The organism is Streptomyces sp. NPDC031121, from assembly GCF_055570615.1.
The window spans coordinates 120,119-132,010 of record NZ_JBVIGV010000010.1 but is presented as its reverse complement, the minus strand read 5'-3'; the positions used below and the strand labels follow the sequence as shown (position 1 = coordinate 132,010).

Sequence of the window (11,892 nt, the reverse complement as noted above, 5' to 3'; positions counted from 1 at the left end):
CCTCTCGTCCAACGGGCGGGCGAACTCCTGGAGTTCGCCCGCCCGTTGCCGTCCGGAGTGTGTACCGGCGGTATACCCGCCAGTAATATGATGATCCGTGACCAGTCATCTCACCTCCCACGCCGCGGCAACTCCCCGCCGCCGTACGGTCGTCAAGGCGGCGGCGGCCACGGCCGCGCTCACGCCGCTCGCGGCGGCCGCCCTGGGCGCCGCGCCCGCCTCGGCCGCATCCGCCGGCCCCGCCTTCCTCCACGGCGTCGCCTCCGGCGACCCGCTCCCCGACGGCGTCCTGCTGTGGACCCGCGTCACCCCCGTCCCCGAGGCGGTGCCCGGCTCCGGCCTCGGCCCGGCCACCCCGGTGGCCTGGGAGGTCGCGGAGGACAGGGCGTTCTCCCGCGTCGTGGCGAGCGGCACCGTCACCGCGACGGCGACCGCGGACCACACCGTCAAGGCCGACGTCCGCGGACTGGCGCCGCAGACGGCCTACTTCTACCGGTTCACGGCCGGCTCCGCGGTCTCCGCCACCGGACGCACGCTGACCGCACCCCGCCACGACGCCCGCACGGACGGGGTCCGCTTCGGCGTGGCCTCCTGCGCCAACTGGGAGTCCGGCTGGTTCTCCGCCTACCGCCACCTGGCCGCCCGCACCGACCTGCACGCGGTCCTGCACCTGGGCGACTACGTCTACGAGTACGCGAGCGGCGGCTACCCCGAGGCCAAGTACACCGTCCGCCCCCACGAGCCGCGGCACGAGATCACCACGCTCGCCGACTACCGCATCCGGCACGGCCGGTACAAGACGGACGCCGACCTCCAGGCCCTGCACGCGGCACACCCGGTCATCGCGATCTGGGACGACCACGAGATCGCCAACGACGCCTGGTCGGGCGGCGCGGAGAACCACACGCCGGGCACCGAGGGGGACTGGGCGGTCCGCGCGGCCGCCGCCAGGCAGGCCTACTTCGAGTGGATGCCGGTGCGGCCGTCCGTCGCGGGCACCGTCTACCGCCGCCTGCGCTTCGGCTCCCTGGCGGACCTGCACCTGCTCGACCTGCGCAGTTTCCGCTCCCAGCCGGTCAAGGTGGGCAGCGGCGCGGTGGACGACCCCGAGCGCACCATCACCGGGCGGGCCCAGCTGGACTGGCTGAAGTCGGGCCTGGCGGCCTCGGACGCCGCCTGGAAGCTCGTCGGCACCTCGGTCATGATCTCGCCGCTGGCGTTCGGCTCGCTGCCCGCGCACCTGCTGGCGCCGCTGGCGAAGCTCCTCGGGCTGCCGCAGGGCGGCATCGCGATCAGCACGGACCAGTGGGACGGGTACACCGACGACCGCAAGGAGCTGCTGGCCCACCTCCGCGACCGGAATATCCGGAACACGGTGTTCCTGACGGGCGACATCCACATGGCCTTCGCCAACGAGGTCCCGGTGAACATGGCGACGTACCCGGGCTCGGGGACGGCCGCGACGGAGTTCGTGGTGACCTCGGTGACCTCGGACAACATCGACGACATCCTGCACGTGCCGGCGCACACGGTCTCCCTGGCGGCGGAGACCGCCGTCAAGGCCGCGAACTGGCACGTGAAGTGGCTGGACATGGACTCGCACGGGTACGGCGTGCTGGACGTGACCGCCGAGCGCTCGCAGATGGACTACTACGTCGTGTCCGACAAGCGGCGGCAGGACGCGGGGGCGTCCTGGACCCGCTCGTACCGGACGCTGAGCGGCACGCAGAAGGTGGAGCGGGCCTGGAGTCCGGTGCGTTGATCATCTACTGACGGACCGTCAAATCTGCGGCGCGAGGGGGGTGTCTGGTGCAGACCAGGCACCCCTCGCGCATCAGAAGCAACAAATCTTTTACACACAGGTCTTGTCACAGGCATGACATGGACACATAAGCTTCGCGCCAGCGTGAGGAAATCCCTCACCCCCCACCACGCTCGCGAGGAGTACACGTGCGCGCCTACGCCCGCATATCCCCCAAGCTCCGCCGCCGCCTGCTGGTTCCGGCCGCCCTGGCCGGAGCCCTGGCGTTCGCCCCCGTCTCCGCCCCCGCCACGCTGGCCGCCGCCCCCACCGGCGCCGAGCAGTGTGCCGAGGAGGGCGCCGGCGCCCCCGCCGACGCCCGTGTCGCCCGGCCGCACGACAAGCACGCCGCCGAGCCCAACGAGGTGACGGAGGCCCAGGTCAAGTCCATGGACGCCGACCTGGCCAAGAAGCTCTCCCAGATGGGCCCGCAGCGCCAGATGCGCGCCGCCGAGGCGACCGCCGCCACGACCATTCCGGTCTACTTCCACGTCATCCACAGCGGCACCCAGGGCAAGCTGTCCGCCACGGACATCAACAACCAGATGGCCGTCCTCAACTCCGCCTTCGGCGGCCAGGGCACCGGGAACGTCAACGCCGGCTACCAGTTCCAGCTGGTCTCCACCGACTACACCGACAACGCCTCCTGGTACGGCGTCTCCCACGGCTCCCAGGCCGAGAAGGACATGAAGAACGCCCTGCGCCAGGGCGGCTCGAACGCGCTCAACGTCTACACCGCCAACCTCGGCGGCGGCCTGCTCGGCTGGGCGACCTTCCCGAGCTCCTACGCCTCCCAGCCGAAGATGGACGGCGTGGTCCTCCTCAACTCCTCGCTGCCGGGCGGCTCCGCCGCCAACTACAACGAGGGCGACACCGCGACCCACGAGGTCGGCCACTGGATGGGCCTTTACCACACCTTCCAGGGCGGCTGCAACGGAAGCGGTGACTCCGTGGCCGACACCCCGGCCGAGAAGAGCGCCGCGTACGAGTGCCCGACCGGCCGCGACAGCTGCGCCAGCAAGGCCGGCGCCGACCCGATCCACAACTTCATGGACTACACGTACGACTCCTGCATGTACCAGTTCACCGCCGGCCAGGTGGCCCGCATGAACAGCATGTGGACCGCCTACCGCGCCTGACGGATCCGCCGACGCGCGAGGGGCGGGGCACCGGTTCCCCCGGTGCCCCGCCCCTCGCCGTCTTCCGCCGCAGCCCTACAGGGTGTCCAGGAAGCCGATCGCCGCCTTCCACGCCTGCTCCGCGGCCTCCGCGTCCCAGTCCTCCAGCCCCGGGTCCGTGAACAGGTGCCCGGCGCCCGGGTAGCGGTGCACCTCGACGTCCGCCCCGGCCCGCTGCATCCGCAGGTACCAGGCCGTCAGCCAGTCGTGCGGCTCGAACGGATCCGGGTCGGCGACGTGCAGCTGCACCGGCAGCCCGTCCACGGACGCGTCCTCACCCAGGTCGGCCGTGCCGTGCAGGAGCAGCAGCCCGCGCGCCTTCTCGTCGGCCAGCGCCAGGTGCTGGGCGACGGACCCGCCGAAGGAGAACCCCGCGTAGACCAGGCCGCGGTCGGAGTACGGGGCGGCCGCCGCCACCGCGCGCCGCAGCAGCTCGTCCCGGCCCACCTCGTCCCGGTGCGCCACGCCCTCCTCGACGGTCTCGAAGGTGCGCCCCTCGAACAGGTCGGGCACCTGCACCTCGTGGCCGGCCGCGCGCAGCCGCCCGGCCGCCTCGTGCACCGCGGGCCGCAGCCCGTACGTCGAATGGAAGAGCATGATGTCCATGCCACATATCGTGCCAGTTTCCGAGCGCGTGTTCCGGTTACGCGGAAGGCCATGGACACGGACACCCTTCTCCGGCCCCTCCTGTACGCCTGCGGCGCACTCGCAGCCACCCTGGCCGCCGGGTGGCTGCTCGACGTGCTGCTGCGCCGCGCCGCCGCCCGGCCCGGCGACACCCCGCTGTGGGTGATGCTGCGCCGCTGCCGCCGGCCGTTCCGGCTAGCGCTGTGCGCGCTGCTGCTGCGCGGCTCCTACCGGCAGGCCGGGATCCTGCCCGACCACTCCCTCGCCGTGGGCCGCGCCCTGACCCTCGTCCTGATCGCCTCGACGGCCTGGCTGCTCACCGGCATCGCCACCGCCGTCGTGGACGCCGCCTACGCCCGCTACGCCGGCCGCACCTCCGACCAGGCCCGGGTCCGCCGGGTCCGCACCCAGGTCACGCTGATCCAGCGGGTGGTGACGGCCGCCGTCGTGGTGGTCGCGGCGGCCGCCATGCTGCTGACCTTCCCGGCCATGCGGACCGTCGGCACCTCCGTCCTCGCTTCCGCGGGCCTCATCGGCATCGTCGCCGGCATCGCCGCCCAGTCGTCGCTGGGCAACCTCTTCGCCGGCCTCCAGATCGCCTTCGGCGACACCGTCCGCATCGGCGACACCGTCGTCGTGGACAGCGAGTGGGGCACCGTCGAGGAGATCACCCTGACCTTCCTGGTGGTCCGCACCTGGGACGAGCGGCGCATCACCATGCCCGTGTCGTACTTCACAAGCAAGCCGTACGAGAACTGGTCGCGCGGCGGCGCCGAGATGACCGGCACCGTCTTCTGGCACCTGGACCACCGGGCCCCCCTCGACGCCATGCGCGGGCAGCTCCGCCGGATCCTCGCCGAGGTCCCCGCCTGGGACGGCCGGGCGTCCGACCTCTCCGTGACCGACACCGCACCGCACACGATCGAGGTCCGCGCCGTCCTCACCGCGAAGGACGCCGGCGACCTGTGGACGGCCCGCTGCGCGGTCCGCGAGCGCATGCTGGCCTGGCTGGTGGAGCACCACCCGTACGCCCTGCCCCGCATCGCGACCGCCGCCGCCGTACCGCCGCCCGCCGACCGCGCCGACGGCACCGCCGCCGCGGTGCGCGCCACCGCCCGCACGCGCGCCTGACCCTGGCCCCTACGGCGCCCGCAGGCTGCGGACGTCGAGGTGGAGCAGCACCCGGTCGACAACCTCCGGTCCGCGCCCGGCTCGCTGCGCGCCGCCGGCACCTCGTGCCGGGCGGCGGACAGCCACTCCCCCACCCTGCCAGGACGCCGCCCGCCGGACGGGGATTCAGGCGGCCCCGGCGTCCAGCGTGCGCCGCATCGCGCGGTGGGTGATGCCCGCCTCCTCGTACGCGGGCCCGTACGCCTCGTAGCCGAGCCGCTCGTAGAAGCCGAGGGCCTGGACCTGCGCGCCGAGGGTGACGGTGCGCAGCCCGAGCCGGGCGGCCTCGGCCTCGATCGCCCGGACCAGGGCCGCGCCGACGCCCAGCCCGCGGGCGGGCGCCGCGACGGCGAGCCGGCCGAGCGAGCCGGCGGCCGGGTCGCCGGTCTTGGCGAGGGCGGCCGGGCCGTGCAGCAGCCGGCCGGTGCCGAGGGGGGTCCCGTCGGCCGCCACGGCCAGGACGTGGACCGCGTCGGCGTCATGGGCGTCGTACTCGACGGACTCCGGTACGGACTGCTCGACGACGAACACCTCGGTCCGCAGCGCGAAGCAGGCCTTCAGGTCCTCGGGCGAGGCGGCACGCCGGACGGTGTACGGGGCGGGCGCCGCGGCGGGGTCCGGCACGTGCGTCACTCGCTCTCGGCGCGGATCACGTCCAGGGCGTGCCGGAGGTCCTCCGGGTAGCCGCTCTCGAACTCCACCCACTGCCCGTCTGCGGGGTGCTCGAAGCCGAGGCGCACGGCGTGCAGCCACTGGCGGGTCAGCTTCAGACGCTTGGCGATGGTCGGGTCGGCCCCGTAGGTGAGGTCGCCGACGCAGGGGTGCCGGTGCGCGGACATGTGGACGCGGATCTGGTGGGTGCGCCCGGTCTCCAGCTTGATGTCGAGCAGCGAGGCGGCGCGGAAGGCCTCGATGAGGTCGTAGTGGGTGACCGACGGCTTGCCGTCCTGGGTCACGGCCCACTTGTAGTCGGCGCTGGGGTGCCGGCCGATCGGGGCGTCGATGGTGCCGCTCATCGGGTCGGGGTGGCCCTGGACGAGGGCGTGGTAGCGCTTGTCGACGACGCGCTCGCGGAACTGGTTCTTCAGCGAGGTGTAGGCGCGCTCGGACTTGGCGACGGCCATCAGGCCGGAGGTGCCGACGTCGAGGCGGTGCACGATGCCCTGGCGCTCGGCGGCGCCGGAGGTGGAGATGCGGTAGCCGGCGGCGGCGAGGCCGCCGATGACGGTGGTACCGGTCCAGCCGGGGCTGGGGTGGGCGGCGACGCCGACCGGCTTCATGACGACCACGACGTCGTCGTCGTCGTGGATGATCTCCATGCCGGGGACGGGCTCGGCCACGACCTCGACCGGGCGCGGCGGGGCGGGCATCTCGACTTCGAGCCAGGCGCCGCCGTGGACGCGCTCGGACTTCCCGACGACGCTGCCGTCGACCGAGACCTTCCCCGCGGCGGCGAGCTCGGCGGCCTTCGTCCGGGAGAAGCCGAACATACGGGAGATGGCGGCGTCGACGCGCTCGCCTTCGAGGCCGTCGGGTACGGGCAGGGTGCGGATCTCGGGAATCGTACTCACCCGTCGAGTATGCCGGACTCGGCGGCGCCCCGGATCCGGGCCTGTCAGTCCTTGTGGACCGTGCCGTCCGGGTCGAGCCCCCGGAAGGACAGCAGGACGATGAGGATGCCGCCGCAGACGATCGCCGTGTCGGCGAGGTTGAAGACGGCGAAGTGGGCGGGTGCGATGAAGTCGACGACGGCGCCGCGGAACACGCCCGGCGAGCGGAAGACCCGGTCGGTGAGGTTGCCCAGCGCCCCGCCGAGCAGCAGGCCGAGGGCGATCGCCCACGGCAGGCTGTACAGCTTGCGGGCCAGCCGGACGATGACGACGATCACGGAGGCGGCGATCACCGTGAAGAGGATCGTGAAGGCCTCGCCGAAGCCGAAGGCCGCGCCGGGGTTGCGGACGGCCTCGAACCGCAGCAGGTCGCCGATGATCCGGATCGGCGGCTGGTGCTCCAGCTCCGCGACGACGACCATCTTGGTGCCCAGGTCGAGCAGGTAGGCGACGACCGCGACGACGAGCAGCGCCGCGATCCTCCGGCGCCCCCTGGGCGCCTCGGGCTCGGGCTGGGCTTCGTCCCCGACCTCCGGCGTACCGATGATGCGCTCCGCCTCTGCCACGTGAGTCCCTCGAACTAGCTCGAACCGGTTCCCGCCAGGTTCCGGGGACCCTGACGAGACACGAGGGTACGTCAGGGTCCGCCGCCCGCGCCGCCCGGGACGGCTCCCGTTCACGGCGTCAGTGCCGCCGCTCCTGCTTCTGCTTGCAGTCCACGCACAGGGTGGCCCGGGGGAAGGCCTGCATGCGGGCCTTGCCGATGGGGCTGCCGCAGTTCTCGCACAGGCCGTAGGTGCCCGCGTCGAGGCGCTCCAGGGCGCGCTCGGTCTGCTCCAGCATCTCGCGGGCGTTGGCCGCGAGGGCCAGCTCGGACTCCCGGGTGATGTTCTTCGTGCCGGTGTCGGCCTGGTCGTCGCCGGCGCCGTCCCCGGAGTCCCGCATGAGGCCGGTGATCGCCTCGTCCGAGGCGTGCAGCTCGTCGCGGAGCCGTGCCACCTCGTCGGTCAGCCCGGTGCGGGCCTCGGCGACCTCGGCCTGCGTCCACGGGTCCTCGCCGGGCCGTACGGCGAGCTCGCCGGGGGCGGCCGGGGCCGCGGTGGCCCCCGCCCGCATCCCGCCGCCGACGGCGTCGGCCGTCTTCCTGGCCGTGCCGGTGCTCTTCTTGGCAACCACTTTCCGGGCTCCCGTCTGTTGCGCGGCCTGGGCCGCCCCCTCGGCCACGGCCGGGGCGGCCGCGGCCTTCCTCGCGGTCGCGGCCGTCCTGCGGGCCGCGGCCGGCTTGCCGGCGGCCTTCCCTGCGCCCTCGGCCCCGGCCTTGGCAGGAGCCTTGCCCGCGGCCGTCTTCACGGCCGTGCGGGCGGGCGCCTTCGGGGCCGCGGCACCGTCCTTGCGGCCCGCGGCGGCGGACGCCCGCCGCGGCGGGGCCGCGGCTCCGGCTGCCGGAGCCTTCCGGGCGGCCCTGCCGACAGCCTGCTCGGGAGGACTCCCGGCGGTCTTCTTCGCCACCATGGCCGCGGCCCCTTCACATACTGTGACCTTGCTCGCGATTCGTGCCGGAACGATAAATCGGCTCCTGTCCCGCGGCAACGGGGCACGCGTCCGTCGAGGCCGACCTGCATCCGTTGTGCCCAGCCGGGGGCCCGGTAATGCGCCCCGCCGGCGCACCGGTCCGTTCGGGTCACGCACCCGCCCCGGGCGGCCGGCCCGCGGGGACACGCAAAACCGGTCCGTCCCGCGGCGCCCCGCCCCGTACACTGGCCCCAGCGAAAGGCATGGACGGGGACGAGTAGCGTCGGACGCAGCCGTGAGCGACCCGGGGACGGTGAGAGCCCGGGGGCGAGCGCGATGTGAAGGATCACCCCTGAGCCGCCGGAAGAAAGCCGCCACGGCTCCGCGCGCGGAGTCCCGTACGGCAAGTAGAACCGGCTTCGCACCCCAATGAGGGGGCCGCCGGACCCGTCCGGAGGCCAAGGAGGGTGGTACCGCGGGAGCCCGTCCCCGCCGCGGGGGCGGCAGGCTCTCGTCCCTCCGGACGGAAGTAGCAGACCGCCGGAGGAAGAGCCCAGCCCCATGACGACACCGCCCCAGTACCGCCCGGTACCCGCCCAGGTCGACCTGCCCGCCCTCGAACACGCCGTCCTCGACTTCTGGCGCGAGAACAAGACCTTCGCCAAGACCCTGGAGCAGTCCGAGGGCCGCCCGGAGTGGGTCTTCTACGAGGGCCCGCCGACCGCGAACGGCATGCCCGGCGCGCACCACATCGAGGCCCGCGTCTTCAAGGACGTCTTCCCCCGCTTCCGCACCATGCGCGGCTACCACGTCGCCCGCAAGGCCGGCTGGGACTGCCACGGCCTGCCCGTCGAGCTCGCCGTGGAGAAGGAGCTCGGCTTCAACGGCAAGCAGGACATCGAGGCGTACGGCATCGCCGAGTTCAACGCCAAGTGCCGCGAGTCCGTGACCCGGCACACCGATGCCTTCGCCGAGCTGACGACCCGCATGGGCTACTGGGTCGACCTGGACGAGGCGTACCGGACGATGGACCCCGAGTACGTGGAGTCCGTGTGGTGGTCGCTGAAGGAGATCTTCAAGAAGGGGCTGCTGGTCCAGGACCACCGCGTCGCCCCGTGGTGCCCGCGCTGCGGCACCGGCCTCTCCGACCACGAGCTGGCCCAGGGCTACGAGACGGTCGTCGACCCGTCCGTCTTCGTCCGCTTCCCCCTGACCTCCGGCCCCCTCGCCGGCGAGGCCGCCCTCCTCGTGTGGACGACCACCCCGTGGACCCTGGTGTCCAACACCGCGGTGGCCGCCCACCCGGACGTGGAGTACGTCGTCGCGACCGACGGCACCGAGAAGCTGGTCGTCGCCCGCCCGCTGCTGGAGAAGGCCCTCGGCGAGGGCTGGGAGCCGACCGGGCAGTCCTTCACCGGCCGCGAGATGGAGCGCTGGACGTACGAGCGCCCCTTCTCCCTCGTGGAGTTCCCCGAGCCGGCGCACTACGTCGTGAACGCCGAGTACGTCACCACCGAGGACGGCACCGGTCTGGTCCACCAGTCCCCCGCCTTCGGCGCCGACGACCTCGCGGTCTGCCGCGCGTACGGGCTGCCCGTCGTGAACCCGGTCCGCCCCGACGGCACCTTCGAGGAGGACGTCCCGCTGGTCGGCGGCGTCTTCTTCAAGAAGGCCGACGAGAAGCTGACCGCCGACCTCGACGCCCGCGGCCTGCTCTTCAAGCACATCGCCTACGAGCACAGCTACCCGCACTGCTGGCGGTGCCACACGGCGCTGCTCTACTACGCGCAGCCGTCCTGGTACATCCGCACCACCGCCGTCAAGGACGCGATGCTGCGGGAGAACGCCCGGACCAACTGGTTCCCCGAGTCGGTCAAGCAGGGCCGCTTCGGCGACTGGCTGAACAACAACATCGACTGGGCGCTGTCCCGCAACCGCTACTGGGGCACCCCGCTGCCGATCTGGCGCTGCGAGGACGGCCACCTGACGTGCGTCGGCTCGCGCGCCGAGCTGTCCGAGCTGACGGGCGCCGACCACTCCGGCCTGGACCCCCACCGCCCCTACATCGACGACGTCACCTTCGACTGCACCGCCGAGGGCTGCGCGCACACCGCGGTCCGCGTGCCGGAGGTCATCGACGCCTGGTACGACTCGGGCTCGATGCCGTTCGCGCAGTGGGGCTACCCCTACAAGAACAAGGAGGTCTTCGAGAAGCGCTACCCGGCGCAGTTCATCTCGGAGGCCATCGACCAGACCCGCGGCTGGTTCTACACGCTGATGGCGGTCGGCACCCTGGTGTTCGACAAGTCCTCGTACGAGAACGTCGTCTGCCTGGGCCACATCCTCGCCGAGGACGGCCGGAAGATGTCCAAGCACCTGGGCAACATCCTCCAGCCGATCCCGCTCATGGACCAGCACGGCGCCGACGCGGTCCGCTGGTTCATGGCGGCCGGCGGCTCCCCGTGGGCGGCCCGCCGCGTCGGCCACGGCACGATCCAGGAGGTCGTCCGCAAGACGCTCCTGACGTACTGGAACACCGTCGCCTTCCAGGCCCTGTACGCCCGCACCTCGAACTGGGCGCCCTCGGCCGCCGACCCGGCGCCGGCCGACCGCACGGTCCTGGACCGCTGGCTGCTGTCCGAGCTGAACGCGCTGGTGGCCGAGACCACCGAGGCGATGGAGGCCTACGACACGCAGCGCGCCGGCAAGCTGCTGTCGGCCTTCGTGGACGACCTGTCGAACTGGTACGTGCGCCGCTCGCGCCGCCGGTTCTGGCAGGGCGACGCGGCGGCGCTGCGCACCCTCCACGAGGTCGTGGAGACGGTCACGCGCCTCATGGCCCCGCTGACGCCGTTCATCACGGAGCGGGTCTGGCAGGACATGGTCGTCCCCGTCGCCCCGGACGCCCCGGAGTCCGTCCACCTGTCGGCCTGGCCGGTCGCCGACGCCTCCGCGATCGACCCGGTGCTCTCCCGGCAGATGCAGCTGGTGCGCCGCCTGGTCGAGCTGGGCCGCGCCACGCGCGCCGAGTCCGGCGTCAAGACCCGCCAGCCTCTCTCGCGGGCCCTGGTGGCCGCGGCCGGCTTCGACGCGCTGTCGCCCGAACTCCAGGCCCAGATCACGGAGGAGCTGAACGTCTCCTCCCTCGCCTCGCTGTCCGAGGTCGGCGGCTCGCTGGTGGACACGACCGCGAAGGCCAACTTCCGGGCCCTCGGCAAGCGCTTCGGCAAGGGCGTCCAGGACGTCGCCAAGGCGGTCGCCGCGGCGGACGCGGCCGCGCTGTCGCTGGCGCTCCGCTCCGGCGAGGCCACGGTCGAGGTCAACGGCGAGACGGTCGTCCTCACCCCGGAGGAGGTCATCATCACGGAGACCCCGCGCGAGGGCTGGTCGGTCGCCTCGGACTCGGGGGCGACGGTCGCCCTGGACCTGGAGATCACCCCGGAGCTGCGGCTCGCGGGCCTCGCCCGTGACGCGATCCGCCTGATCCAGGAGGCGCGCAAGAACTCCGGCCTGGACGTCGCGGACCGGATCGCGCTGCGCTGGACCGCCGCCGACCCGGAGGTCGCCACCGCGCTGACCGGCCACGCGGGCCTCATCGCCGAGGAGGTGCTGGCCTCGGACTTCGCCGAGGGCGAGGCCGACGGCACGTACGGGGAGGCGTTCACCGACGAGTCGCTGACGCTCTCCTTCCGCCTCCGCAAGGCGTAACCGCACCGGACAGGAGAACGGCGCCCTCCCCGCTCGGGGAGGGCGCCGTTCGCCGTTGTCGCCGGGTGCGCAGCGGAGCGGACCGGATTCGAACCGGCGTCCTCCCTCCTGCCGAGAAGGCGCGACGACCTCTGCGCTACCGCGCCGCTGCGCGCACCCCACTGTAGGGGCGGGCGGGCGCACCGAACGGGGGGGGGGGAGGGGGGGGGGGGGGGGGGGGGGGGGGGGGGGGGGGGGGGGGGGGGGGAGGGGGGGGGGGGGGGGAGCGGGGGGGGGGGGGTTTTGA

9 protein-coding genes are annotated in these 11,892 nt (G+C 73.2%); 4 read left to right on the top strand and 5 right to left on the bottom strand.

What is annotated here, in order from left to right:
* The first annotated feature begins 97 nt into the window (after nucleotides 1-97).
* Both ACZ462_RS20110 and ACZ462_RS20105 read left to right on the top strand, forming a co-directional pair.
* A complete protein-coding gene (locus tag ACZ462_RS20110; RefSeq protein ID WP_467809007.1) occupies nucleotides 98-1,762 on the top strand; it encodes an alkaline phosphatase D family protein in 1,665 nt (554 codons plus the stop codon).
* 188 nt (nucleotides 1,763-1,950) lie between these two features.
* Entirely contained in the window at nucleotides 1,951-2,940 is a 990-nt protein-coding gene (locus ACZ462_RS20105) for a zinc metalloprotease (RefSeq protein WP_467809006.1), read from the top strand.
* Nucleotides 2,941-3,015: 75 nt separating this feature from the next.
* On the opposite strand, the gene ACZ462_RS20100 is transcribed toward ACZ462_RS20105, so the two are convergent.
* Entirely contained in the window at nucleotides 3,016-3,585 is a 570-nt protein-coding gene (locus tag ACZ462_RS20100) for a dienelactone hydrolase family protein (RefSeq protein WP_467807256.1), read from the bottom strand.
* Between the two features lie 51 nt (nucleotides 3,586-3,636).
* Here ACZ462_RS20100 and ACZ462_RS20095 point away from each other — a divergent pair, with 51 nt between their 5' ends.
* Nucleotides 3,637-4,737 (top strand): mechanosensitive ion channel family protein, encoded by a 1,101-nt coding sequence (locus ACZ462_RS20095; RefSeq protein WP_467807257.1) that lies wholly within the window; start codon nucleotides 3,637-3,639, stop codon nucleotides 4,735-4,737.
* 165 nt (nucleotides 4,738-4,902) lie between these two features.
* On the opposite strand, the gene ACZ462_RS20090 is transcribed toward ACZ462_RS20095, so the two are convergent.
* The 4 genes from ACZ462_RS20090 to ACZ462_RS20075 all read right to left on the bottom strand — a co-directional run bounded on the left by ACZ462_RS20090 (nucleotide 4,903) and on the right by ACZ462_RS20075 (nucleotide 7,898).
* Complete coding sequence (locus ACZ462_RS20090) at nucleotides 4,903-5,400, bottom strand: GNAT family N-acetyltransferase (protein ID WP_467807258.1); 498 nt, start codon at nucleotides 5,398-5,400, stop codon at nucleotides 4,903-4,905.
* Between the two features lie 5 nt (nucleotides 5,401-5,405).
* A complete protein-coding gene (locus ACZ462_RS20085; RefSeq protein WP_344333593.1) occupies nucleotides 5,406-6,347 on the bottom strand; it encodes an RluA family pseudouridine synthase in 942 nt (313 codons plus the stop codon).
* A gap of 44 nt (nucleotides 6,348-6,391) precedes the next feature.
* Nucleotides 6,392-6,952, bottom strand: coding sequence for a signal peptidase II (gene lspA, locus ACZ462_RS20080; RefSeq protein WP_467807260.1), 561 nt, complete (start codon nucleotides 6,950-6,952; stop codon nucleotides 6,392-6,394).
* A 118-nt stretch (nucleotides 6,953-7,070) separates the two neighbouring features.
* Complete coding sequence (locus tag ACZ462_RS20075) at nucleotides 7,071-7,898, bottom strand: TraR/DksA family transcriptional regulator (protein WP_467807262.1); 828 nt, start codon at nucleotides 7,896-7,898, stop codon at nucleotides 7,071-7,073.
* Between the two features lie 561 nt (nucleotides 7,899-8,459).
* On the opposite strand from ACZ462_RS20075, the gene ileS reads away from it, so the two are divergent.
* Complete coding sequence (gene ileS / locus ACZ462_RS20070; RefSeq protein ID WP_467807263.1) at nucleotides 8,460-11,606, top strand: isoleucine--tRNA ligase; 3,147 nt, start codon at nucleotides 8,460-8,462, stop codon at nucleotides 11,604-11,606.
* Nucleotides 11,607-11,892: the final 286 nt, after the last annotated feature.

Bases quoted from the DNA above. Each gene is read 5' to 3' on its own strand.
- ACZ462_RS20075 (WP_467807262.1), bottom strand. From the start codon at position 7,898: ATGGTGGCGAAGAAGACCGCCGGGAGTCCTCCCGAGCAGGCTGTCGGC.
- ACZ462_RS20100 (WP_467807256.1), bottom strand. From the start codon at position 3,585: ATGGACATCATGCTCTTCCATTCGACGTACGGGCTGCGGCCCGCGGTG.
- ileS (WP_467807263.1), top strand. From the start codon at position 8,460: ATGACGACACCGCCCCAGTACCGCCCGGTACCCGCCCAGGTCGACCTG.
- ACZ462_RS20095 (WP_467807257.1), top strand. From the start codon at position 3,637: ATGGACACGGACACCCTTCTCCGGCCCCTCCTGTACGCCTGCGGCGCA.